Source organism: Antarctobacter sp., from assembly GCF_034670325.1.
Taxonomy (GTDB): Bacteria; Pseudomonadota; Alphaproteobacteria; order Rhodobacterales; family Rhodobacteraceae; genus Antarctobacter.
The window spans coordinates 25,394-47,753 of record NZ_JAXMNR010000007.1 but is presented as its reverse complement, the minus strand read 5'-3'; the positions used below and the strand labels follow the sequence as shown (position 1 = coordinate 47,753).

Below are 22,360 nucleotides of genomic sequence, written 5' to 3'. Positions count from 1 at the left end.
TTTGGGACGGATCTTAATCTCCTGTACTGATTTTTGGAACGCCCTGTATGGATTCTTGGAACGTATCAGCGTCAATCCCATGCGCTTCCGTACGGATTCTTGGAACATCCTTATCCTACCATCTACACACAAAGGAAAACACAATGGCCACGACACTCCACGACAACCCCGCCAATGATCTGGACGATCTGCTGTCAAGCATCGGTGAATGCGTTGGCAACGACGCCGCGTCCTCAGCCGATAACGGCCGGTTGCGCAAAGAGGCCGAGACGATGATCGCGAAGGCCAAGGCACACGCGGATCAATCGCGCGGACTGATGCTCGATCCTCTTTTGCCCCGGGCGCAGATCGAAGATGCCAGACGCGCGTCAGAGGCCACCGCGCTGGATTGCCAGCGGCTTGAAGCCGCGATCGGTCTGCTGGACGCCTAGGCCGACGACTTGGTGAAACGCGATTATTCCGCAAAGCAGATGCGACGCTATCAGGAAGCCTAGGCGCAGAGGGACAAGGTTGCAGCGTCGATAAACGAACAGTTTCCTGCAATCCTGGCGGCCTATTTGGCGAAGATCGAAGAAATCATGGTGTGCAATACCGTGGTTGATTGCGTGAACGCCGACCTGCCGGAAGGCGAGCCGCCACTTCATAGGCCAGAGGGTTTCGCCCGTGGTTTCCATGACCACGGCGGCTTCGAAAATATGTCTTCATGCAACGCGTTCAAACTCAGAGCATGTTGCCGGGCTTAGAAGGTTCTGACCATGTGGCATGGCCGCCGGTGAAAAACTACCAGACCGCCGTTCGCCAGCATCGGAAGGGATTTTCGCAACGCGAGGTTCGGGCATTTTGGGACCGGCACAAGACCTGGCCGACGCAATCTCACGTCGCGCGACCGATCCTTGATGGACGACCGCGACGTGAACCCGCCTCAGGGCGCCGGAGAGCGTGACCACAGCACACCTTTGCATTCTGACGGGCTTTCAACCGCCGAACACTCTCGGCGCTGTGCGCGCGACTAAAGGCGCCGCCCGTGAAAAACTCCACCCAAACCAGCCACCTGACATTACTGCACCTTTGTTTTGCGAGTTATCTATGCCCGTATCAGTGTTGAGCCAAAGCCAACTGCGGGTCGCGCAAATGCGCCGTGGATGACGCTGAGAAAGCTAGATCGCTGGTCCATCGCCCTTATTGCGCCTTTGGCGATGCATCGCGTACCGTGCTTAGGTGTCGACAGGAGGTGCACAACATGAAAAAATGGCTGATGGTTGCGGCGTTGAGCCTGACGGTGGCGTGCAGCGAAGACGGCTGGAAGACTGCCAAAGGCTGTAAGATCTACGTTTCGGAAATCATGCAGGCACACACCGAGGCTTGCGTTGCGGCTTATCACACCGAGAAAGCCCGTCAGGAGGGCCGTGCCGTCACAACATGCCGAACGGTCGGCAGCACGACGACCTGCGTTGACGGTTAGGATATGTGGGACCGCGCCCAAGAAGTGCTGGTGATGTATGGGCTGATGGCCGCCGTGCTGACCGCCTTCGCCAATATCGGGCCGAACAGGTACAAGGTCCAAGAGGATTTCCATGTGCTGCTTGGTGTATGGACGCTGTTGGCACTCGTGCCAGGGGCGATCTATGTTCTAACCGGACTCCTGCCAAGCGGATGAATTTTCGCGCGGGCTCTACCGGATGATCGCCGACAGGATCACGACACGGTTTCGATCTATTCGAGAAGTGCGGTTAGCCTTCCGACTCGTGTCGCCTCAATCTGGCGCAGCAATTCCACCGACCGCCGGACGCGTTGTGCCTTGATCTGGATTGCCGTCGTCGCTGTCAACGATCTGTACGATCTTCTGGCCCGGCCGGGCGTATTCGTAGCCAGATGGGCCATGTCGGGCATCCACATGCACCGACACCTGCGGCGTCTTACCGTCGCTCGCCAAGAACTCGGCCATGCGCGCTCTGACACTTTCAGACTTGGCATTCATCATGAGATCAAAGGCAACGTCCAATGCCTGTGCTTTGTAGACCGCCTGATTGGCCGACACCTCCGACACATAGGCGCCCTGAACTTTTTGCAAGTGATCCTTTACGGCGGGGCGCTTCATGGCCTTGTGCCAGCCTGCGGTGCTGAGACCGGCCTCCGTGCAGGCATCCAGAATAGTCATGCCCTTGCGAACGCGCAGATCGATTGCACTGCGCAGCTTGTGCGATATGCGGGGGGCGGGACGGGGAAGGGCTCTGATCTTATCCATGCCCGGAAGTTACCCCGCCGGGAAAAATGAGGAAATGCACCGGCCGATCAGAAGGAAGGATAGCGGCGCGTCAAAAAATGAAAATAAAAAAAATGGAATGCCGCGAGAGCATGGGTGGACTACAGGATCTGCGCGCCCCGATTTTACCCCCCGGGCCCCCGAAATCGGACCCCCCACCCCCTATCAGGCAGCGGCCGCGAGGGGATGGCAAAAGGGGGGCAGGCTTGATCGGGTAGCGGGACGCGCAGGTTCGCCGCCGCAAATCGTTGGAAGTTGGCGTCCATTCAGTGATCGGAGCATGTCCACCGGACGTGGAGGGATAGCATGCGGGCGCTGTGCGACCCGCATGCCGTGAGGCTGCCTTAAGCGGCGCAGCTAGTGACGCACCGACTTTGGCTCGGCATCCTCAAATGTTCGGTTCCGTGCGCGGTAGGCGGACAGAAGGCAATTAATGTCGCCAAGGAAAAGCCAATCCAGGGACAGACCCTCTTGCCGACAATAGCTCAGCAACTCGGCAGTGGGCGCCCCTCGCTCGTTCAGAAGAGATTTGGGCGGCTTGGTGCGTGTCGTCTCGGCAAAATGGGCGAGTCGCTGCCGCGCCTCTGTCAGGTCTTCAACGTCTGGACTGCGAACTCTGATCGTCATCACGGTACCTCTCAAGTGTCTGCTGCCAGGGATGGACAGCACATCAAGAGTTGTCGGTGTGGTTTTGCTGACTTTCCACGTCGTGGTGGGAAAGCTGGTGGGAACAGATCTTGCCGATCCTATTATCTCAGCAATATCAGTAGCTTGGATAAGTAATGTGGCAGCCCGTAGGGGAATCGAACCCCTCTTTCCAGGTTGAAAACCTGGCGTCCTAACCGATAGACGAACGGGCCACTCTGAGGCGCAGCGGCGTTGGCGTGATTACCAGCGCTGCGGCGTGAGGCGGGTTCTATGAAAAGCGCGCGATGCTTGCAAGCAGAAAATGCAGATTTTTCCGCCCCATTTTCGACCTCATCCTGTGAACATCCCTCACACCGCCTGCGCCGCCGGAGCGGCGTCGTCAAGGCGCAACTGAACCGTCGAGCGTCCTTGCCAGAAATTGATGTCCAGCTTGCCCGCAAGGTGAAACCGAGCCCCACGATGGTCCTCCAATGCCGGACCCAACGGCCCCTCGAAAGCCGAGAACAGGATCGCATCCAGCGACGCCCCCAACCCGTCGGAAACCGTCAACTTGAGATGCGCGCTGCCCACCCGCTTGGCATAACGTATCTGCATATCCGGCAACACAAAGCGTGGCCCGGGCACCGCCGCGCCGAAAGGACCGGCACGCTCCAGCAACTCGACAAGCTCGACGCTGGCCGCGCCGGGCATCAGCACGCCGTCTACGCGTAGGTCCGCTGCCCCGCCCTGCCCCGCGCCCTGTCGCTCCAGCAGGTCAGACAGCCGCGCCATGGCGGGCTCCAACTGGTCGCGCATCACCGTCAACCCGGCAGCCATCTTGTGCCCGCCGCCCTTGACCAGCAGCCCCTCGGCGGCCAGCCGCTGGATCGCGGCCCCAAGGTCAACGCCCGGCACCGACCGGCCAGAGCCTTTGCCCTCGTCCCCGTCGAAACCGATCACGATAGAGGGGCGGCCGGTCGTCTCTTTAAGGCGCGAGGCAACGATGCCCACAACGCCGGGGTGCCATCCATCCTTGGCCGCCCAGACCAGCGGGGCGTCCAGCCCGCGTTCCTCGGCCTGCGCCAGCGCGGCCTCGCGCACCGCACCCTCGATCTCTCGCCGTTCGGAGTTGAGCAGGTCCAACTGTTCCGCCATGGCCTGCGCCTCGACCGGGTTGTCGCAGGCCAGCAGCCGCGCCCCCAGATCCGCCTTGCCGATCCGACCCCCTGCGTTGACGCGCGGCCCCAGAACATATCCCAGATGGTATGCGGCAGGCGCACGCTCCAGCCGTGCCACATCCGACAGCGCCACCAGACCGGGCCGCGCCCGCCGTGCCATGACCCGCAATCCCTGATGCACAAAGGCGCGGTTCACGCCTTTCAGGGGGGCCACGTCCGCCACCGTGGCCAGCGCCACAAGGTCCAGCGCGGCCATCAGGTCAGGCCCCTGCGCCCCCGCCGCGCGCAATTGCCGCCCGGCCTCGACCAGCATCAGAAACACCACCGCCGCCGCACACAGATGCGCCAGAGCGCCATCCTCATCCTGCCGGTTGGGGTTCACCACGGCCAGCGCTTCGGGCAAGGTTTCGCCGCCAAGGTGATGGTCCAGCACCACCACATCCGCCGCGCCCTTGGCCGCCGCAATCGGCTCATGTGACAGCGTCCCGCAGTCCACACAAATGATCAGGTCATGCGCCTCGGCCAATTGGCGCATTGCCGGAACATTCGGCCCATAGCCCTCATCGATCCGGTCCGGCACATATAGCGTCGCTTGCCGCCCCATCTGGCGCAGCCAGTCGATCAGCAAAGCGGCGGATGTGCCGCCATCCACGTCATAATCCGCAAAGATGGCAATCCGTTCGCGCCGCGACACAGCCCGCAAAAAGCGCGCCGCAGCGGGTTCCATATCCTTCAGGCTGCGCGGATCGGGCAAAAGCGTCCGCAGAGTCGGTGCCAGATACCCCTCGACCTCGTCCGCCGACACGCCCAGTCGCGCCAGCACGGCACATAGCGCATGCGGACGCCCGGTTCGCTGCACCAAACTCTCGGCCTGCCGCGTTTCCTCGGGGCCCGGACCCACCCAGCGCCGCCCGGTCAGACTGCTCTCCACCCCCAGATAGGACAAGGCTACTCCCGGCTTCTTCTTTGTTCAAATACCTCCGGGGGCAGCCCGAAGGGCGGTGGGGGCAGCGCCCCCAACACCGATTTCTCGACGAAACATCGCCTCTCCGCCAGACGCTCAGCCCTGATGCTTGAACGGATTGCGATAGTTCATCCGCCGAACAGAGCCGGTCTTGGACCGCATCAGCAAGGTCTCGGTGGTGATCCAGCCAACCTCACGCTTGATCCCGGGCAACAGCGATCCGCCGGTCACGCCGGTGGCGGCAAAGATCACGTCCGCCGTCACCATTTCGTCCCTCGTATAAATCTTGTCCAGGTCGGTGATCCCGGCCTTGCCCGCGCGACCCCGCTCATCGTCGTTGCGGAAAAGCAGGCGTCCAAAGATCTGACCGCCCATACATTTCAGCGCCGCCGCCGCCAGCACCCCTTCGGGTGCGCCGCCCGAGCCCATGTACATGTCGATGCCGGTCAGATGCGGCTCGGCGCAATGCATGACGCCCGCGACGTCGCCGTCGGTGATCAGCCGGATCGACGCGCCAGTGGCACGGACCTCGGCAATCATGTCCTCATGGCGGGGACGTTCGAGGATGCAGACGGTGATGTCCGACGGCAGGCAGCCCTTTGCCGACGCCAGCGCCGACACACGGGTTGCGGGCGGCATATCCAGCGTGACGATGTTTTCGGGATAGCCCGGCCCGATCGCCAGCTTTTCCATGTAGACATCCGGCGCGTGCAGCATTGACCCGCGCGGCCCCATCGCAATCACGGTCAGCGCGTTGGGCATGTCCTTGGCGGTCAGGGTCGTGCCTTCCAGCGGGTCCAGCGCAATGTCCACGCCGGGGCCTTTGCCGTTGCCCACTTCCTCACCGATATACAGCATGGGGGCCTCGTCGCGCTCTCCCTCGCCGATCACCACGACGCCTTTGATGTCCAGCTTGTTGAGCTGTTCGCGCATGGCGTTCACAGCGGCCTGATCGGCCGCCTTCTCATCGCCGCGACCGATCCAGTCGGCGCTGGCAATGGCGGCCTGTTCGGCCACGCGGGCCAGGCCAAGAGAAAGCATTCGGTCATTGAAATCGATTGGGGTGGACATCGCCGGTAATCCTTCGTGAGAGCCGCGTCGCCTGTTGAGTACCCCGCGCCGGGACAGGGCCGCAAGAGGATAGCGGGTCTCGGCCCGGAAGGTGTGGTTAATGCGCGGCCCCGGACCAAAGGGATCTCCCCAACACCAAAGGGCGGCTGAACACCGCCCTTCACCAGTCCATTTGCCCTGCCAGCGTCAGCCGATGATCAGCAGGTTGTCCATTCCAAAGAATTCCCCGCCTGCTTCAAAGACAACCTCATCCACGGAGTCAAAGATCGCATCGTCGAATTCCACGAAACTTGTCGCCCCTTGAGTCAGCGTGATCGTCTGGCTGCCAGTCAGGACACCGTCGTCATACCCGTGAACCTGCAAGGTCATGCTCGACGCGAAAGGCGCGGTGAAATAGGCGCTCTCAAGATCGAAATTCGTCTCACGGGAAATCGTCACATCCGCCGCGCCGTTGTTCGCCACGAACATGCCGGATTGCAGCGCCGCGTCGTAGGGGTTGCCGCTGCGTCCATCAGACAGCGTTGCGTCCACGGTGCCCCAGTCGCCCGAATAGATCAGCCCGCCGGGCCCGCCGCTCACCCCCGACTCAAAGGTTTGCAACAGCGGATTGATCACATCCTCGCCGTCCGCCAGCCCGTTGATGGTGATCGTCACAGCCTGAGTTGCCTCCCCCCCCAATCCGTCGTCCACGACAAAGATGAAGGTGTCGGTCAGGGTCTCGTCCAATTCCAACGCCTGCACGTCCGCGTTGACGTTGTCGAGCGTGTAGGTCCAGGTCCCAAACAGATCCACGGTCATCGACCCGTAGGTGCCCGCGCCACCGCCCTGGACAGCCCAGTTAAAGATGTCGGGACCATAGTCCACATCCTCGGCCAAAATCGTGCCGCTGACGGTCAACAGCGTGTCCTCTGTCACCTCGCCGGTGAAATCGCCGCCAACGATCTCGGGAGCGTCATTAACGCCGAATATCGTGATGCCAATCAGTTCGGAGGCGGCACCGCCGTTGCCGTCATCAATGTTGATGTCATAGGAAAACGTCACCGAGTCGCCGCTGCCAAGGTACTGGAACTGCGCGTTCTCTGCCGAAAAGTTCCAGTCCGCCGTCCCGTTTGCAACCCCGGTCGTGTCCGAGGCCGCGACCGTCAGGAAATCCTCTGCCGCCGCCCCTGTCAGCCCAACGTTCAGGCCGTCAATCCCTGCAAGGCCCGCGTCGGCCACATGGGTGTCGGACAGATCGACATCTGAAAACAGGATGCTGCCGAACGTGGTCAGTACTGGCGTGCTGTCATCCTCCGTGACCGACCCCGTCAGATCAGAGGCACCGCCGTCGATAACCACATCGTCGTTCAAACCCTCTATGACGATATCGCGGATCAGCACCGACACCCCGCCCTGCCCGTCTGACACCTCGACTGTGATCGTCTCGGTGGCACTTTCGCCCACCGCAAGGTATTGAAACACGGCCCCGGGATCAAAGGTGACGGTGAATTGCGCGCCGGTGTAGTTTCCGTTCGTCACATCGACCGGGCCGCCAGCCGAGACCGTCCCGTCGGACACAGAAATATCGTCAAGGTTGACCGTGCCGCCGTCAAAATCGAAGGCATCAAAGGTAAAGACCTTTACCGTGTCCTCATCGGCGACCTGATCGTCCAGCAGCACCAAAGGCGCGTTGTTCTGCCCGATCAGATAGGTGAAGTCGCCAAACTCCAGCGTGCCGATCTGCTTTACCGTGTCGGTGCCTTCGTCGCCCGCATCAGGGCTGGTGTCCTCGACCACCGTGGCGTTGCCCTGACCATCGTAGATCAGGAAATCAAAGATAGAGCCCGCATAGACCGCCGTGTCATTGCCGTCATTGCCGCGAATCGTATCGTCGCCACCGCCGCCTTCGACGGTGTCATCGCCGTCCCCGGCATTGATCACGTCACCCTGATCCGATCCGGTGATATCGTCGTTGCCGTCTCCGCCGTTGATATGGACGGCCTCATCGGGATCGACCGGCGCAAGTGTATCGTCACCGTCAGTCCCGGTGATCGGATGACCAAATTTATTGGAATTATCTTTTGGCATATGTCGTCCCCCCGTCGAACCGGAGCCGCCAAATTCCAAGGCGCGGCAGTGCCAAAACGGCGTCGCCGGACACCGATTATGGTGCCGCTATCCAATCCTTAACGAAAGGTTAACCTCAGAACGCGAAATCACCAAACCTTTTGGTGACGCTACGTCATTCATCGCGACGCAGGGGCGCCGCGATGACCTGCATCAGACCTCTTCGATGCGCAGGGCCACCGGGGGCGACATCATCACACCCGTGGTCTCCATCCCCGCCAAGGCCTGATCCAGAGCGGCCCGCGTCGTCCGATGGGTCACGATCAGAACCGGGGCGCTGTCGTTGGTGTGATCGTACTGCCGCATTCGATTGATCGACACGCCCGCCTCCCCCAATGCCGTGGCCACCTTGGCCAATGCACCGGGTTTGTCCGCCAGAGCGGTGCGCAGGTAATAAGGCGCGGGGGTCGAGGCCATGGCAGGCACAGCCGGTTTCAAGGCATCCGCCGGACGACCAAAGGTCGACACCCGCAGCCCGCGCGCAATGTCCATGACATCGCCCATGACGGCGCTGGCGGTTGGGCCTTCACCCGCGCCCGCACCACGCAGCACGATCTGGCCAACCTGGTCACCCTCGATCACCACCATGTTGGTGCCGCCCTGCAACTGACCCAGCGGCGAATTGGCAGGCACAAGGCAGGGTGCCATGCTCTGCTCCAACCCCCGACCGGTCATCCGCGCCACCCCCAAAAGCTTGATCCGAAAGCCCATGTCGGCGGCCTGCCGGATGTCTTCGATGGTGACACTGCCGATGCCTTCCAGTTCCACCGCGTCAAAGGCCACCTGCGTGCCAAAGGCGATGGAAGACAGCAGCGACAGCTTATGCCCCGCGTCGATCCCGCCCACGTCCAGCTGCGGATCAGCTTCCAGATAGCCCAGCGCGTCCGCCTCGGCAAAGGCCGCGTCATAGCTCAGGCCCGCATCCTCCATCCGGGTCAGGATGTAGTTGCAGGTGCCGTTCATCACCCCCATGACGCGCTCGATCTCGTTGCCTGCAAGCCCCTCGGTCAGCGCCTTGATGACCGGGATGCCGCCCGCTACGGCTGCCTCGAACCGCAACACGGCCCCTGTGGATTCCGCCAGTTCGGCCAACGCCTGCCCGTGATGGGCCAACATCGCCTTGTTGGCGGTGACCACATCCTTGCCCGCCTTGAGCGCCGCCTCGACGGCGGCCTTGGCCGGCCCGTCGCTGCCGCCCATAAGTTCGACAAAGACATCCACGTCATCCCGGGTCGCCAGCGCAACGGGGTCGTCCTCCCACGCGTAGGACGACAGCGAAACGCCGCGATCCTTGTCGCGCGTGCGGGCAGAGACCGCGCTGATCTCGATAGCGCGCCCGGCGCGTTCCGTCAGCAGCGCCGCCTTCTGGCGCAGGATTTTGACGACACCGGTGCCCACGGTCCCCAGACCGGCAATACCAAGGCGTAGTGGCTGGGACATGGGACGGACTCCTGTTTTTCCTTGGATCGATCAGTGCCCCGGTTACCGCCAAGCAGCCGCAGGGACAAGAGCGCGCGGCACAGCATTGGCCCACTGGCCGCATCACGCCTTTGGAGAAGGCATTGTAAGGTGGTTACTGCGCGCGCAACTCTGCCGCCCGGCGGCGCAGGCGCGCCACACGCCCGTCAACCCCGCGCGGCGCAATCGCGACCCGCTGCAAACGGTCCGCCCGCGCCCGCAAGGCGTTGACGCGGCCCTCCACGGTTGCGATCTCGGCACCAGATGCGCGCGGGACGGCACCATTCAACAACGTGTCGATTGGCAGGAAATCCGGATAGGCCGCCGTCGCCACACCCGGCGTCGCCACCGCGTCCAGTTCCGGGAACTGGGTACAGCCCGCAAGGCCACCCGCGACAGCCAGCCAGATCAGGATATGACACGACACCTTGCGCATGTGACTGTCATGCCCCAGCCTGCGGAGACTGGCAAGCATCCCGCTTGATCTGAACGTTCGTTCAGATAACCATGGCAGACATGGCACGCACTCAGGGAAGCCACTCCGAAATCACCGGCCCGCGCATCCGCGAGGCGGCACTGCGGCTGTTCGCGGAACGCGGCTACGCGGCTGTCTCCATGCGCCAGATCGCGTCAGAGGTGGGACTGCAGGCGGGCGCGCTCTACAACTACACGCCTGACAAACAGGCGCTGCTGTTCTCGCTGATGCACGACCACATGGACGACCTGCTGACCGACTGGCGCGCGCGCGCCGCAACAGGTTCGCCACAGAGGCGACTCGAGGATTTCGTGCGCTTCCACATCGGCTTTCACCTCGAACGGCCAGAGCTTGTCTTCATCGCCTACATGGAACTGCGCAACCTGACGCCAGAGCATTTCGCAATCATCGAAGGCCTGAGGCGCGACTACGAAGACGCGCTTGAGGACATCCTGCGCGCAGGCCGCGATGCGGGCCTGTTCGACGTTGCGGATACCAAACTTGCAACCCTTGCGGTGATCGCCATGTTGACCGGCATCACCACATGGTATCGCCCCGGCGGCCGCCTCGGGGTGACGCAGGTGCAGGATCTCTACTGCGACATGGTGCGCAAGGCGGTCGCGGCATAGCCCGTCGTCAAGGTCCAGCCTGTTCCCCGGAGCCATCTCTCGCTTGATGCCGATCAGAGCCGGGGGCGCGCGCCGTGCAAGGGGGCGCAGCCCCGCGCTTGCGCGGCTTGCCCTTGCAGGGCGCGCGGCTCTGGCTCAGGCAGCAAGAAAGCGAGCGATGGGTTCGGGGAACAGGCGGGTCTGTTCACGGGTGAATCGCAAAGCAGCAAACGCGCCGCAAGGCGCGACTCGACAGGGTCGGCGGGCGGGCGATGTTGCGGCCCGCAAGGGCTGTGACGAGTCCCGTCCGGCGACCCAAATCAAAATACGCGGTCAGGGCGTCCGGCTTGCCTGTATCGACTCGAGGTATTCCGCCAGCGCCACCAGCTTGCGCGGCGTCGGCGTCGGCTTGCCGTCGCCGCTGTCGTAGGGCACCAGATCCCCTTCCAGCAGCGCGCCGAACTCCGGCATCCCCGGCCCCGCCAGATCCGACCGGGCATACCCGTCGATGATCGACATGATCTTGGCGCGCGGGAACACGTCGCGGTTTCGGACCTTGATCAGCGTCAGGTTTTTCGGCGGCTTTTTCATCGCCCGCGCCATCCGACCGTCGCCCTTGCCGTCCTCGCCATGACAGACGGCGCAATTGGCCATGAACAGCGCGCGCCCGTCCTGTGGTCCCGGCATCGCGCCGTCTTCCACACAACCGGCCAGAGCCAATGCCGCCGCCAGCCCGATGATCACCTTGTGCATTCCTGCCCTCATTTTCTGCCTCTGCCTGTCTCCTGCCAAAGCGCCGCGCCGGGGACAAGCCCTCTCAGCTTTCGCCATCGACCTGCAGGCTGTTCACAAAGGCCACCACGTCCAGCAGGCCCTTGGGGGTCATGATGATCTCCCCCGACGGTGCGCGCCATTCCACCACCGGGCCTTTCAACGCCTGCCCGAACTCGGGCATCGAGCCGCGGTGGAACTTGCCCGGATAACCGTGGATCGTCTCCATCACCCGTTCGGCCGGAAAGCTGCCGCCATTGGCCACCGCCAGACCGGTCAGATCCGGCGGCGAAACCGGCAGATCGACGCCCAATGGCCCATCGCCCTGCCCCGTGTCGCCATGACAATAGGCGCAATTGGCCGCAAAAACCTCGGCACCGGGGTGAGTGTCCGCCTCGTCGATGCTGGACCGCGAAGGGGCAAACCACCCGCGGCTTGTGCCGTCCTGCCTTGCCAAGAAAGGCGTGCAGGCGGTCGCTGTGATCAGCGCCGCCACGGCCAGTGCCTTGATATACATGTCCCGCTCCGTTCTTGTTCTTGTCGGTCAGGGGCGGCCCGTCGCCCCCCGGGACCCGCCACCGCCCTGACAGGTGGTGACAGCCGCCACAGGTCCGGTCATAGTCGCGCCGGACAGACGGGAGGTCCTCATGCTTGATCCTGCCACCGCGCAGCGCCTGTTGGAAGAGAATTTCGCACCCTGGGTGATGGCGTTGCAGCCAAGGGTCACCGCGATCGGCGAAGAGTCGGCCGTGCTGGAGATCCCTGTGACGCCCGATATCGCCCGTATGGGCGGGATTGTGTGTGGTCAGGCGCTGGCGACCTTGGCGGACACCTCGATGGTTTTTGCCTGCGCCGGGCGGCTGGGGGCGTTCAAACCCGTGGCCACCACCAATCTTGAGACCCGCTTTCTCAGCGCCGCGCGGGGCGAGGCGGTGCGCTGTACGGCGCGGGTGATCAAGGCCGGGCGGGCGATGATCTTTGCCGAGGCCACGCTGATCCGGCTGCCCGATGCGGTGCCTGTAGCGGCGGCCAGCGCGACCTTTTTCTTTGCTGAATGAAAGACCGAGAATGACTCAATATGCCCTTGTCATGCTGCTGGCTGGGATCGGCATCCCGACCTTGGCGGCGCTCAACGCGGCGCTTGGTGTGCGGCTGGGGTCGCCCATCGCGGCGGCGGTGGTGCTGTTTTGCGTGGCGCTGGCCTCGACGCTGGCGGTCTGGCTGGCCAGCGGGGCCAAGGGTTTGGGGGGTGTGATAGAGGCGCCTCGGCACCTGTTTCTGGGCGGGTGTTTCGTGGCGTTTTACGTGCTGTCGGTGACGATCATCGCGCCCAAATTCGGGGTTGGAAACGCGGTCTTTTTCGTGCTCATCGGGCAGTTGATCAGCGCCGCCGCAATCGATCATTTTGGCCTTTTCGGGGCGCGGCTCACGCCGCTGACCCTGACCCGTGCCACGGGCATCGCGGTGATGGCGCTGGGGGTCTGGATCACTCAGCGGGCCTGAGGCTGTCCACGCGTGGACAGCCCACAGGGCACGCAATATCAATGGGTTACAGAGACAAATTTACCTTTTGGTGATAAACCCGCCCCCGCGAGGACGCGCCGTGCGGAGTATTAACCCGGCATCACAAGACGGCGCGACTCAGGGTGTTTCGCCCGCAAGGGCGCGCAGCTGCTGCCAGAGCGCCTCTGGCACATCCGCCGTGTCGGCAGGCACGCGACCCGCGCCGGGCATCCGCGCGCCGTCATCCTGCGTGACCACCTCTGCCAGCCCCGACAGCCGGTCAAAGAAATCGCCCTGACCGGGATCAATGATCAGGAAATACTGGCCAAGGTCATGCGGCGCGCCCTCTGGTGCCTTGAGCGGTTTGACGTCCCGGCTGAGCACCCCTCCGCCCAGACAGGCGGCGAGAATCTCGGCCATCAGGCCAAGGCCCCAGCCCTTGTACCCCCCCGCAGAGGTCAGCGACCCCGACAGCGCGGCGTCGGGGTCCGTGGTCGGGCGGCCATCGGCGTCGACGGCCCAGCCCTCGGGGATCGGCTCTCCCGCCGCCTTGGCCATGGTGATCCGGCCCAGCGCCACGGTTGTCGTGCTCTGGTCGAACATCATCGCCACGCCGCCCTGCCCGTCCGGCACCGCAAAGGCGATGGGATTGGTGCCGATCACACGGGTCTTGCCGCCCGGTGCCGCCACGATGGGTGAGGCATTGGTCAGACCAAAACCCAGCGCCCCGCCTTTGGCGATCTGTTCAGTGAAATAGCCCAGCGCGGTGCAGGTGTGGGCGTGATGCAGCGCAAGACTGACAAGGCCGGTGTCGCGCGCCGCCTGCAACGCCTGCGGCAAAGCGGCGGCAAAGGCGGTTTGCGCAAATCCGTGGGCGGCATCGACGCGGAGTTCGGACGCGCGGGGGCGGCTGATCTTGGGCACGGCCCGACCATCGACGCGCCCCGAGCGCAACTGCTGGCAATAGCTTTCAAGGTAATACAGCCCGCAAATCCGGTTTCCCCGCGCCTCGGCCCAAGCAATCGCGCGGGCCATTTCGGCAGCGATGGCGGCGTCCGCCCCATGCGCGGCCAGCGCGGTTTCGGAGAGGCGGAAAATCTCGGTGATCGTGATCTGGGGCATCGGTTTACTCCTGCGCGTTTGGGCAAGCCTATGCCGCACGCGCCGAAACGAAAACCGATTAGGCCGAAGGTCGGGTCATATGCCGTCAAACTTTGCGTCGCGGCGGCGACGGGCCATGTCGATCCGGGTGATCAGGCGATTAAGCAGGGCCGCAAGGATCAGGACAACGCCAAGCCCCCAGTAGGACCAGAGCGCCACGAAAACCCACATCAGGTTCACGAAGATCAGGATCATGTTTGCGGTCATGTAATTCTCGACCGGTTTGGGGTGATGGTTCTCCATCGCGCGGCCTCCTGCGCCAGCCTCCTTCGCTTGCGCAAGATAGCCCAGGACGACGGCAAGTCAGGTCAGGATTCCGCGATCTGCTGAAATATTGGTTAATATCCGCTCAGAAAGCCCCGGGTCACGGCCCTAGGACGCGGTGGATTTGCGGGCCGCCTCCAGCGCCCTTGGCAGCGCCTCGGCCAGTATTGCCATATCTTCGGGACGGCCCGCGCTGATGCGGATGCAGCGGTCCTGCGGCGCGACAAAGGGCATCCGGACAAAGACGCCCTGATCAATGAGACCAGCCAGAACGGCGCGGGCGAAATCGCCGTCTTTGCCGCAGTCCACCGCCACAAAGTTGGTCGCTGAGGGCAACGTGGTCAGCCCGTTTTCTGCGGCGATGCGGTTCACCTCTGTCCGCCCCTCGGCGGTCAGGCGGATGACCTCTTGCAGCCATTCGGTATCGCCCAGCGCGGCCAGCGCCCCGGCCAGTGCAAAGCGGTTCATGCCGAAATGGTTGCGGATCTTGTCAAACGCCTTGATCGTATCGGTCGCCGCCACGGCATAGCCGATGCGCGCGCCCGCCATGCCATACGCCTTTGAAAAGGTGCGAAACCTGACGACGCGCGGGTCTTCGGCGTCGATTTGCGGCGCGGTGCCTTCGGGGGCAAATTCGACATAAGCCTCATCCAGCGCCAGCACGCAGCCGTCGGGCAGGTCGTCCAGCGCCGCCTCTATCGCGGCCCCGCTGTGCCATGTGCCCATCGGGTTGTCGGGATTGGCGAGGTAGACGATCTTGGCGTCGACCTCTGCCGCCTTGGCGATCAGCCCGGCGAGGTCTTCGTGGTCGCCCTTGAAGGGCAGCTTGTGCAGTACGCCGCCAAAACCGTTTACGTGATAGTTGAAGGTCGGATAGGCCCCGTCGGAGGTGACAACCGCATCCCCAGGGGCCACCAGCAGGCGCACCAGATAGCCCAACAGCCCGTCGATGCCCTCACCGATCAGGATGTTTTGCGGCGTGCAGGTCAGTTGCTCTGCCAGCGCGCCTTTGAGGTCCAGATGCGAGGGGTCGGCGTATTTCCAGATGTCCGCCGCCTCGTCCTGCATGGCGGCGATGGCAAAGGGGGACGGGCCAAAGACGTTTTCGTTTGCGCCAAGGCGGGTGCGGAAACGGGCACCGCGGGCGCGCTCTTGCAGTTCGGGGCCGACAAAGGGCACGGATGCGGGGAGCGCGGCGATGAGGGCGGGGTATCGGGGTCCAGTCATGGCCGCAGTTATGGCGGCGCGGGCGGCTGCGTCAACGTGGGATTTTGACGGGGCGGTGTAAGGGCCGATGGCACGGTCCGCGTGGCGACGACAGGCCACGACTGGCGGATGGTCGCGCGGCAGGAGCGCGGACAGGTTGACCCGGACCGGGCAAAAGGCCAGTTTCCGCCACGAGCAGGACCAGAAAGAGCCCCATGACGCGCCAGCCGCCGCCCTTTGCCCCGTTTGAATGGATGATCGCCTGGCGCTATTTGCGCGCCAAACGCGCCGAGGGCGGGGTGTCCGTCATGACGTGGATTTCCCTGATCGGGATCACGCTGGCGGTGTTTGCGCTGATCGCGACCTTGGCGGTGCGGTCGGGATTTCGGGCCGAGTTTGTGGACACGATTGTCGGGGCCAATGCCCATGTCACCGTCTACCACATCCAGCATGTGGATGAGGCCGGGATACCGACGCGCACCCTGCCCGATTACGCCGCCATGGCCGAGAGCGTGCGCGCCGTACCGGGCGTCACGCGAGTGGCGCCTTTGGTCAAGGGGCAGGTCATGGCGACGGGCAATGGCCGCAATGCGGGGGTCGAGGTCTTCGGCATCGCGCAGGCGGATCTGGTGGAGATCCCGCGCATCGCCGACCCGGACACTGGCCGAGGCAACCTGACGGATTTTGAGGGCGGCGTGGCCATCGGGTCCGGCGTGGCGCAGATGTTGGGGGTGGGTCTGGGCGACAAGATCGACCTGATCTCTCCCAACGGGGTGAAGACGCCGTTCGGGGTCAGCCCGCGGGTCAAGACCTATGATGTGACCTATATCTTTACCGCCGGGCGCTATGACATCGACCGCACGCGCATCTACATGCCCTTCGCCGAGGCGCAGCTGTATTTCAACCGCGAGGGCGTGGCGGATGAGCTGGAGATCACCGTCGAGGACCCCGAAGAGGTCGAACGCTACAGCAGCCCCATCGGTCAGGCGGCGGGGGCTGGCGCTCTGGTCTGGACGTGGCAGGACGCCAGCGGCGGGTTCCTGCGGGCGCTGGATATTGAGGATAACGTGATGTTCGTGATCCTGTCGGTGCTGGTGCTGATCGCCGCCATGAACATCGTGTCGGGGCTGATCATGCTGGTCAAGAACAAGGGCCGCGACATCGGTATCCTGCGCACCATGGGCCTGACCGAGGGGTCTGTCATGCGGGTGTTTTTCATCTGCGGGTCGTTCACCGGGTTGATCGGCACCGCCTTGGGCGTGCTGCTGGGCTGCCTGTTCGCGATCTACATCGACCCGATCTTTGCCGTTGTGAACTACCTGTCAGGTGGCGGCGTCTGGGACCCGTCGATCCGGGGCATCTATGCGCTGCCCGCGCAGCTACAGCTCAAAGACGTGGTATCGGCGGTTTCGCTGTCGCTGGGGCTGAGTTTTATCGTCACGATCTTTCCGGCGCGGCGCGCGGCCCGGATGAACCCGGTGGAGGCGCTGCGCTATGAGTGAGACGGTCCTGCGCCTGACGGGCATCGAAAAGAGTTACAACAAGGGCAAACCGAACGAGGTGAACGTACTGCGCGGCATCGACCTGAGCGTCGGACGCGGCGAGGTTGTGGCGCTGGTCGCGCCCTCGGGTGCGGGCAAGTCGACGTTGCTGCACATCGCCGGGCTGCTGGACACGCCGGATGCGGGCACGGTCGAGATCGGCGGCGAGGCGATGCAAGGCCAAAGCGACCGGCGGCGCACAGCCGTGCGGCGGGCGGATGTGGGGTTTGTGTACCAGTTCCACCACCTGCTGCCCGAGTTCACGGCGCTGGAAAACATCGTGCTGCCGCAACTGGCCAATGGCGCGAGCCGCGCCGAGGCCGAGGCGCGGGCGCTGACCCTGCTGGACAGCGTTGGCATCAAGGATCGGGCCACCCACCGCCCCGCCGCTCTGTCTGGGGGCGAACAACAGCGGGTCGCCTTTTGCCGCGCGATGGCGAACACGCCGCGCCTGTTGCTGGCGGATGAGCCGACCGGCAACCTGGACCCCACCACATCGGATCGCGTGTTTGGCGCGTTGATGACGCTGGTGCGCGAAACCGGCCTGTCTGCGCTGATCGCCACCCATAACCTTGACCTTGCGGCACAGATGGACCGGCGGCTGCGGCTGGACAGCGGTGGGCTGCACGCGGAGTGATCCGCGTGCAGTGATCTTTAGGCGGCGGTCAGTGCAGCAACCGCCGCATCCACGGCCCCGCCCCCGTGCGGGATGTCCAGCGCGGTCATGGCCGCCTCAACCACACCGATCATGCCAAGCATTCCGTGGGCATTCACATGCCCCATATGGCCAAAGCGGAAATAGCCCGAACTTGTGGGATCTTCGGGGTCTTCGACACCCAGACCGATGCCCAGCACCACGCCCGCCTCATCGCGGCACCATGCGCGCAGACGGTCGCCGTGCGGCGCGCCAAGCTGTGCCGCCGTCACCGCATGCGAGCGATGCGCGCGCTCTGCCACGTTCAGTCCGAAGGGGCCCTCCGCGGACCACGCCTCTCCTGCGGCCCAGAGCGCCTGCGCCAGCCGGGCATGACGCGCCCAGATGTTTTCGATCCCCTCTTCGTGGATCATGTCCAGCGCCGCGCGCAGCCCGAACAGGTGATGCGTGGGCGCGGTGCCGCCAAAAAACTGGTAGAACATTTCCGGCTCTGCCCGCGCGGTCCAATCCCAGTAGCGTGACACACGCGGCATGGCCCGGCGCACGTCGGCGGCGCGATCATTGAAAAAGACAAAGCCCAGCCCCGGCGGCACCATAAGCCCCTTTTGCGAGCCGGTGACCATCACATCGGCCCCCCATGCGTCCATCTCGAACCTGTCACAGCCCAGCGAGGCGATGCAGTCGACCATCAGCAAGGCGGGATGGCCGACCTCATCCAGGACCTTGCGCAAACTTGCGATGTCCGACCGGACCGAGGACGAGGTGTCCACATGCACCGCCAGAACCGCCTTGATCCTTTGCCCCTTGTCCGCCTCCAGCGCTGCGCGCACACGCTGGGGATCAATCGGCACCTTGCGGCCGTGTTCGATGATTTCGACATTGGCCCCCAACCCCTGCGCCATCTCTGCCCAGCCGTGGCCAAAGCGCCCGGTGGTCGGCACCAGCACGGTGTCGCCCGGGGCCACGGTGTTGGACAGGGCCGCCTCCCACGCGCCGTGGCCATTGCAGATATACATCGCCACGCGGCCCTTGGTCCGCGCCACGGCGCAAAGATCAGGCACCATCCCGGCCATCATCTGGTGCAGCTCTGGGTCGTAGATATCGGGTGCGGGTTGGTGCATCGCCTGCAACACACGGTCGGGCATCATGGATGGACCCGGCAGGGCCATGTGGGGGCGTCCATTGGACAGTGGCATCGGGGGTCTCCTGTCTGTTGCGGCGCGACGTTACCCGGCGGCGGCCTGCCGTCAAGACGCGCTTTGCTGGACAGCCCGCCGAATGCCGCGTAAACCGCCCGCCGGAACGCTGAGGATCCGCGCGCACATGCTGGCAAAACTCTGGAGCAGGTTGGACAAGGCGGAACGCAAGCTGCGCCGCTCCTTCGGCACGGATATTTCAACGCCCGAGGCGCGGCGTTGGTCAAAGCTGCATTACAATCTGTTCGATCACGCGTTTCTGCGCGTGCTGTGGACAAACTTCTTTCAGATTGCACCGGGGGTGTACCGATCAAACCAGCCGACGCACCGGCGGTTCGAACGCTATGCCGCGATGGGGATCAAGACGGTTGTGAACCTGCGCGGCGAGGACCGGTTCGCGCATTACCTGTTCGAGAAAGAAAGCCTTGAGCAGTTGGGGATCACACTGGTCGATGCCAAGCTCTGGGCGCGTGAGGCGGCCCCGCGCAAACGCATCGTCGGCGTCATCGACGCGCTGCGGGCCGCCGAAAAGCCGATGATGTTTCACTGTAAATCCGGTGCCGACAGGGCCGGGTTCGTCGCGGCCATGTACCTGCTAATCTTTGAGAACGCGCCCATCGAGGTTGCCAAGAAACAGCTGAGCCTGCGCTACATTCACCTCGATTTCACCAAGACCGGGGTGCAGGATTATATCCTGCGGGTCTATGAGGCGCGCCTGACACTGGGCCAGATCGGGTTCGAGGACTGGATTCGCACCGAATATCACGCCAAGACCATCCAGCCCGCATGGGAGGCCCGCCGCCCCGAGATCGACTGCGCGCGGGAGTTGATGGGTGGCTGAACCGGACCCTGTGCCGCGGCGGCTGTTGCTCTGGCTCTGGCGGCGCTACCTGAAGCGCTACGCCGGGTTGATGGCCATTGCGATGCTGTTCATGGCGCTTGAGGGCAGCATGTTCGGCCTGCTCAGCTACATGATGAAGCCGATGTTCGACGATGTCTTTGTCGGCGGCAATGCCGATGCGCTGGTCTGGGTCGGGCTGGCGGTCATGGGGATCTTTACCGTGCGGGCGGTGGCCAGCGTGGTGCAGAAGGTGCTGCTGACGCGGGTCAGCCAGATGTCGATGGGCGATATCCGGCAGGACATGCTGGACCATCTAATGACGCTGGACCCGGAGTTTCACAACGACCACGGGCCGGGCTATCTGATCCAGCGGGTCGAGGGCGATGTGAACGCCATCGCCAAGGTCTGGAACACGTTGGTGACGGGTGCCGGGCGCGACGTGGTGGCGCTGATCTCGTTGTTCGGGGTGGCGCTGGTCATCGACTGGCGCTGGACGCTGGTGGCGCTGGTGGGCGCGCCTTTGCTGGTTGTGCCTTCGGTGCTGCTGCAACGCTTTGTGCGGGGCAATGCGCGGCACGTGCGCGATATCGCGGCGCGGCTGTCGACGCGGCTGAACGAGGTGTTTCACGGGATTGCGCCGGTCAAGCTGAACCAGCTGGAACGCTGGATGGGCAAGAAGTACCGCGATCTGACGCGGCAGCGCATCCGCGCAGAGACGCGGTCGGCGGCGGGTCAGGCGTCCTTGCCCGGTCTGATCGACCTGATGTCGGGGATCGGCTTTGTCGGGGTGTTGTATTTCGGCGGCAGCGAGATTCTGGCGGGCGAAAAGACCGTCGGCGATTTCATGGCCTTTTTTACCGCGATCGGGCTGGCGTTTGAACCGCTGCGCCGTCTGGGGGCGGTCTCTGGCGTGTGGCAGGTGGCGGCAGCCAGTATCGAGCGGATCATCGAGATGCTGAACACGCAGCCGCGGCTGCGTGACCCCGACAGCCCCGTAGCCCCGCCCGAGGGTGTGCCGGGCATCTCTTTGCGCGATGTCCATCTGCGCTTTGCCGACACTCAGGTGCTGCGCGGGCTGAGCTTTACCGCAGCACCGGGGCAGACCACCGCGCTGGTCGGGGCATCGGGCGCGGGGAAATCCACCGTGTTCAACCTGCTGACCCGGATGGCAGAGGCGCAGGACGGCGATGTGGACATTGGCGGCGTGCCGGTGGCGGCGATGAAACTGTGCAGCTTGCGCGGCATGATCTCTGTCGTCAGCCAGGAGGCGCTGCTGTTCGACGAGACGCTGCGCGACAATATTGTGCTGGACCGCACCGTAAGTGAGGCGGAACTGGACGCCGCCCTGAAGGCCGCGCATGTAGCGGATTTCCTGCCCCGGCTGGAGGCCGGGCTGGAGACACAGGTCGGCCCGCGCGGATCGCGCCTGTCGGGCGGTCAGCGGCAGCGGGTGGCGATTGCCCGCGCCCTGCTGCGGGACACGCCCATCCTGCTGCTGGACGAGGCCACCAGCGCGCTGGACGCGCAGTCAGAGGCCGTGGTGCAGGCCGCGCTGGAACAACTGTCGCAGGGGCGCACGACGCTGGTCATTGCGCACCGTCTGTCGACCGTGCGCAACGCCGACAAGATCGTGGTGATGGCGGCAGGCCGTGTGGTCGAGGAAGGCACTCATGACGCGCTGATCGCGCAGGGCGGTGCCTATGCGGATCTGTACAAGTTGCAGTTCGACGCGCCGCAGTAGCGCGTCACCGGCGATAAGACCGCGCCAGCGCCTCTGGGTCGGCCCCGGCCAGATAGCGCGCCAGCGTGGTCAGGTTCCGCGCCCCGCGCCGCAGCCAACCCTGTTGCTGATACTTCTGCGCCGAGGTGATCGCCGTTGCAGGCAGCGGGTGCAGCCGCGCGCCAAGGCGGCGAGCCAGTGCAACGTCCTCCATCAGTGGCATATCCGGGTAGCCGCCCACAGACTCCAGCGTGGCGCGGTCGATCAGCAAACCCTGATCGCCATAGGGCAAGCGGAACAGATGCGACCGCAGGTTCGCCCAGCCTGCGACGCAACGGGGCATCCCCCCGGCGGCATCGAAGGCAAGGCGGAAATGATAGGCACCGGGCTGCGATAGCGCAGCGGTCACGGTCTCTGCCCAGCCCTCGGCCAGTCGCGTGTCGGCATGCAGCACCAGCAGCCAGTTGCCCTCTGCCGCCTGCGTGCCGCGCCGCAACTGCCCGCCACGCGACGCGGGACCGGTAACAATCCGCGCGCCTGCCTGTTCGGCAAAGGCCAAGGTGCCATCGCTGGACCCGCCGTCCGAGATCACAAGGTCGCGCACCAGTCCCGCTTGCAGCCCCTCGGACAGGCTGCCAAGGCAGACGGGCAGACTGCCGCCTGCATTCAAGGTGGGGATCACAATGGAAATCGGTGCGCGCATGGGCCTGTTCGAAGGTTGCCTAGGGGCCTATATGCGACCCTAAGACGAA

Annotated in this window: 23 protein-coding genes and 1 tRNA gene; 10 read left to right on the top strand and 14 right to left on the bottom strand. The window is 64.1% G+C overall.

Features of this window, described 5'->3' with window-relative positions; genetic code table 11:
* Window positions 1-143 precede the first annotated feature (143 nt).
* From VOI21_RS17470 to VOI21_RS17460, 3 genes are all read left to right on the top strand, one after another.
* Window positions 144-431 carry a hypothetical protein gene (locus VOI21_RS17470; protein ID WP_323771237.1) on the top strand — a complete coding sequence of 96 codons (288 nt, stop codon included), beginning with the start codon at window positions 144-146 and terminating at the stop codon, window positions 429-431.
* 809 nt (window positions 432-1,240) lie between these two features.
* Complete coding sequence (locus tag VOI21_RS17465) at window positions 1,241-1,462, top strand: hypothetical protein (protein WP_323771235.1); 222 nt, start codon at window positions 1,241-1,243, stop codon at window positions 1,460-1,462.
* A 33-nt stretch (window positions 1,463-1,495) separates the two neighbouring features.
* Window positions 1,496-1,657 (top strand): hypothetical protein, encoded by a 162-nt coding sequence (locus VOI21_RS17460; protein ID WP_323771234.1) that lies wholly within the window; start codon window positions 1,496-1,498, stop codon window positions 1,655-1,657.
* Window positions 1,658-1,753: 96 nt separating this feature from the next.
* On the opposite strand, the gene VOI21_RS17455 is transcribed toward VOI21_RS17460, so the two are convergent.
* From VOI21_RS17455 to VOI21_RS17425, 7 genes are all read right to left on the bottom strand, one after another.
* Window positions 1,754-2,098 (bottom strand): hypothetical protein, encoded by a 345-nt coding sequence (locus VOI21_RS17455; RefSeq protein WP_323771233.1) that lies wholly within the window; start codon window positions 2,096-2,098, stop codon window positions 1,754-1,756.
* A 950-nt stretch (window positions 2,099-3,048) separates the two neighbouring features.
* A tRNA-Glu gene (locus tag VOI21_RS17450) sits at window positions 3,049-3,123 on the bottom strand.
* 136 nt (window positions 3,124-3,259) lie between these two features.
* A complete protein-coding gene (recJ, locus tag VOI21_RS17445) occupies window positions 3,260-5,014 on the bottom strand; it encodes a single-stranded-DNA-specific exonuclease RecJ (RefSeq protein ID WP_323771232.1) in 1,755 nt (584 codons plus the stop codon).
* Window positions 5,015-5,128: 114 nt separating this feature from the next.
* Window positions 5,129-6,103, bottom strand: coding sequence for a class II fructose-bisphosphatase (gene glpX / locus VOI21_RS17440; RefSeq protein ID WP_323771231.1), 975 nt, complete (start codon window positions 6,101-6,103; stop codon window positions 5,129-5,131).
* A gap of 186 nt (window positions 6,104-6,289) precedes the next feature.
* Entirely contained in the window at window positions 6,290-8,170 is a 1,881-nt protein-coding gene (locus tag VOI21_RS17435) for a VCBS domain-containing protein (RefSeq protein ID WP_323771230.1), read from the bottom strand.
* Between the two features lie 192 nt (window positions 8,171-8,362).
* A complete protein-coding gene (locus VOI21_RS17430; protein ID WP_323771229.1) occupies window positions 8,363-9,649 on the bottom strand; it encodes a homoserine dehydrogenase in 1,287 nt (428 codons plus the stop codon).
* 133 nt (window positions 9,650-9,782) lie between these two features.
* Complete coding sequence (locus VOI21_RS17425; protein ID WP_323771228.1) at window positions 9,783-10,142, bottom strand: hypothetical protein; 360 nt, start codon at window positions 10,140-10,142, stop codon at window positions 9,783-9,785.
* 41 nt (window positions 10,143-10,183) lie between these two features.
* Here VOI21_RS17425 and VOI21_RS17420 point away from each other — a divergent pair, with 41 nt between their 5' ends.
* Complete coding sequence (locus VOI21_RS17420; RefSeq protein ID WP_323771440.1) at window positions 10,184-10,771, top strand: TetR/AcrR family transcriptional regulator; 588 nt, start codon at window positions 10,184-10,186, stop codon at window positions 10,769-10,771.
* A 312-nt stretch (window positions 10,772-11,083) separates the two neighbouring features.
* Here the strand turns inward: VOI21_RS17420 and VOI21_RS17415 are convergent, their stop codons facing one another.
* Both VOI21_RS17415 and VOI21_RS17410 read right to left on the bottom strand, forming a co-directional pair.
* Window positions 11,084-11,503, bottom strand: a complete 420-nt coding sequence (locus VOI21_RS17415) for a cytochrome c (protein ID WP_323771227.1) — start codon at window positions 11,501-11,503, stop codon at window positions 11,084-11,086.
* A 64-nt stretch (window positions 11,504-11,567) separates the two neighbouring features.
* Window positions 11,568-12,038: a cytochrome c gene (locus VOI21_RS17410; RefSeq protein WP_323771226.1), complete on the bottom strand. Its 471-nt coding sequence runs from the start codon at window positions 12,036-12,038 to the stop codon at window positions 11,568-11,570.
* Window positions 12,039-12,168: 130 nt separating this feature from the next.
* On the opposite strand from VOI21_RS17410, the gene VOI21_RS17405 reads away from it, so the two are divergent.
* Window positions 12,169-12,579 (top strand): PaaI family thioesterase, encoded by a 411-nt coding sequence (locus tag VOI21_RS17405; RefSeq protein WP_323771225.1) that lies wholly within the window; start codon window positions 12,169-12,171, stop codon window positions 12,577-12,579.
* A gap of 10 nt (window positions 12,580-12,589) precedes the next feature.
* Window positions 12,590-13,024 (top strand): DMT family transporter, encoded by a 435-nt coding sequence (locus VOI21_RS17400; RefSeq protein WP_323771224.1) that lies wholly within the window; start codon window positions 12,590-12,592, stop codon window positions 13,022-13,024.
* A gap of 138 nt (window positions 13,025-13,162) precedes the next feature.
* Here VOI21_RS17400 and VOI21_RS17395 read toward each other — a convergent pair whose 3' ends face one another.
* The 3 genes from VOI21_RS17395 to VOI21_RS17385 form a co-directional block, all read right to left on the bottom strand.
* Window positions 13,163-14,146 carry an Ldh family oxidoreductase gene (locus VOI21_RS17395; protein ID WP_323771223.1) on the bottom strand — a complete coding sequence of 328 codons (984 nt, stop codon included), beginning with the start codon at window positions 14,144-14,146 and terminating at the stop codon, window positions 13,163-13,165.
* 75 nt (window positions 14,147-14,221) lie between these two features.
* Complete coding sequence (locus VOI21_RS17390) at window positions 14,222-14,428, bottom strand: histidinol phosphate aminotransferase (protein ID WP_323771222.1); 207 nt, start codon at window positions 14,426-14,428, stop codon at window positions 14,222-14,224.
* Window positions 14,429-14,557: 129 nt separating this feature from the next.
* Window positions 14,558-15,676: a pyridoxal phosphate-dependent aminotransferase gene (locus VOI21_RS17385; RefSeq protein WP_323771221.1), complete on the bottom strand. Its 1,119-nt coding sequence runs from the start codon at window positions 15,674-15,676 to the stop codon at window positions 14,558-14,560.
* A gap of 194 nt (window positions 15,677-15,870) precedes the next feature.
* Here VOI21_RS17385 and VOI21_RS17380 point away from each other — a divergent pair, with 194 nt between their 5' ends.
* A complete protein-coding gene (locus VOI21_RS17380) occupies window positions 15,871-17,157 on the top strand; it encodes a lipoprotein-releasing ABC transporter permease subunit (RefSeq protein WP_323771220.1) in 1,287 nt (428 codons plus the stop codon).
* Window positions 17,150-17,833, top strand: a complete 684-nt coding sequence (locus VOI21_RS17375; protein WP_323771219.1) for an ABC transporter ATP-binding protein — start codon at window positions 17,150-17,152, stop codon at window positions 17,831-17,833. Before VOI21_RS17380 ends, VOI21_RS17375 begins: the two co-directional genes overlap by 8 nt.
* A 17-nt stretch (window positions 17,834-17,850) precedes the next feature.
* Here VOI21_RS17375 and VOI21_RS17370 read toward each other — a convergent pair whose 3' ends face one another.
* Window positions 17,851-19,047 (bottom strand): pyridoxal-phosphate-dependent aminotransferase family protein, encoded by a 1,197-nt coding sequence (locus tag VOI21_RS17370; protein ID WP_323771218.1) that lies wholly within the window; start codon window positions 19,045-19,047, stop codon window positions 17,851-17,853.
* A 127-nt stretch (window positions 19,048-19,174) separates the two neighbouring features.
* Here VOI21_RS17370 and VOI21_RS17365 point away from each other — a divergent pair, with 127 nt between their 5' ends.
* Both VOI21_RS17365 and VOI21_RS17360 read left to right on the top strand, forming a co-directional pair.
* On the top strand, window positions 19,175-19,888 hold the full coding sequence (locus VOI21_RS17365; RefSeq protein ID WP_323771217.1) for a tyrosine-protein phosphatase: 714 nt from the start codon (window positions 19,175-19,177) through the stop codon (window positions 19,886-19,888).
* The gene (locus VOI21_RS17360; protein ID WP_416358984.1) at window positions 19,881-21,629 is read left to right on the top strand and encodes an ABC transporter ATP-binding protein; all 1,749 of its coding nucleotides are present in this window, start codon (window positions 19,881-19,883) and stop codon (window positions 21,627-21,629) included. Before VOI21_RS17365 ends, VOI21_RS17360 begins: the two co-directional genes overlap by 8 nt.
* A 4-nt stretch (window positions 21,630-21,633) precedes the next feature.
* On the opposite strand, the gene VOI21_RS17355 is transcribed toward VOI21_RS17360, so the two are convergent.
* Window positions 21,634-22,311 carry a TIGR04283 family arsenosugar biosynthesis glycosyltransferase gene (locus VOI21_RS17355; protein ID WP_323771216.1) on the bottom strand — a complete coding sequence of 226 codons (678 nt, stop codon included), beginning with the start codon at window positions 22,309-22,311 and terminating at the stop codon, window positions 21,634-21,636.
* Between the last annotated feature and the right edge of the window lie 49 nt (window positions 22,312-22,360).

Excerpts from the sequence above, each read along its gene's own strand:
- VOI21_RS17455 (WP_323771233.1), bottom strand. The coding sequence starts at position 2,098 with ATGAAGCGCCCCGCCGTAAAGGATCACTTGCAAAAAGTTCAGGGCGCC.
- VOI21_RS17355 (WP_323771216.1), bottom strand. The coding sequence starts at position 22,311 with ATGCGCGCACCGATTTCCATTGTGATCCCCACCTTGAATGCAGGCGGC.
- VOI21_RS17435 (WP_323771230.1), bottom strand. The coding sequence starts at position 8,170 with ATGCCAAAAGATAATTCCAATAAATTTGGTCATCCGATCACCGGGACT.
- VOI21_RS17430 (WP_323771229.1), bottom strand. The coding sequence starts at position 9,649 with ATGTCCCAGCCACTACGCCTTGGTATTGCCGGTCTGGGGACCGTGGGC.
- VOI21_RS17380 (WP_323771220.1), top strand. The coding sequence starts at position 15,871 with ATGACGCGCCAGCCGCCGCCCTTTGCCCCGTTTGAATGGATGATCGCC.
- VOI21_RS17410 (WP_323771226.1), bottom strand. The coding sequence starts at position 12,038 with ATGTATATCAAGGCACTGGCCGTGGCGGCGCTGATCACAGCGACCGCC.
- VOI21_RS17365 (WP_323771217.1), top strand. The coding sequence starts at position 19,175 with ATGCTGGCAAAACTCTGGAGCAGGTTGGACAAGGCGGAACGCAAGCTG.
- VOI21_RS17420 (WP_323771440.1), top strand. The coding sequence starts at position 10,184 with ATGGCACGCACTCAGGGAAGCCACTCCGAAATCACCGGCCCGCGCATC.
- VOI21_RS17465 (WP_323771235.1), top strand. The coding sequence starts at position 1,241 with ATGAAAAAATGGCTGATGGTTGCGGCGTTGAGCCTGACGGTGGCGTGC.
- VOI21_RS17425 (WP_323771228.1), bottom strand. The coding sequence starts at position 10,142 with ATGCTTGCCAGTCTCCGCAGGCTGGGGCATGACAGTCACATGCGCAAG.
- VOI21_RS17405 (WP_323771225.1), top strand. The coding sequence starts at position 12,169 with ATGCTTGATCCTGCCACCGCGCAGCGCCTGTTGGAAGAGAATTTCGCA.
- VOI21_RS17470 (WP_323771237.1), top strand. The coding sequence starts at position 144 with ATGGCCACGACACTCCACGACAACCCCGCCAATGATCTGGACGATCTG.
- VOI21_RS17370 (WP_323771218.1), bottom strand. The coding sequence starts at position 19,047 with ATGCCACTGTCCAATGGACGCCCCCACATGGCCCTGCCGGGTCCATCC.
- VOI21_RS17460 (WP_323771234.1), top strand. The coding sequence starts at position 1,496 with ATGTATGGGCTGATGGCCGCCGTGCTGACCGCCTTCGCCAATATCGGG.
- VOI21_RS17390 (WP_323771222.1), bottom strand. The coding sequence starts at position 14,428 with ATGGAGAACCATCACCCCAAACCGGTCGAGAATTACATGACCGCAAAC.
- VOI21_RS17375 (WP_323771219.1), top strand. The coding sequence starts at position 17,150 with ATGAGTGAGACGGTCCTGCGCCTGACGGGCATCGAAAAGAGTTACAAC.
- VOI21_RS17400 (WP_323771224.1), top strand. The coding sequence starts at position 12,590 with ATGACTCAATATGCCCTTGTCATGCTGCTGGCTGGGATCGGCATCCCG.
- VOI21_RS17415 (WP_323771227.1), bottom strand. The coding sequence starts at position 11,503 with ATGCACAAGGTGATCATCGGGCTGGCGGCGGCATTGGCTCTGGCCGGT.
- VOI21_RS17385 (WP_323771221.1), bottom strand. The coding sequence starts at position 15,676 with ATGACTGGACCCCGATACCCCGCCCTCATCGCCGCGCTCCCCGCATCC.
- glpX (WP_323771231.1), bottom strand. The coding sequence starts at position 6,103 with ATGTCCACCCCAATCGATTTCAATGACCGAATGCTTTCTCTTGGCCTG.
- VOI21_RS17395 (WP_323771223.1), bottom strand. The coding sequence starts at position 14,146 with ATGCCCCAGATCACGATCACCGAGATTTTCCGCCTCTCCGAAACCGCG.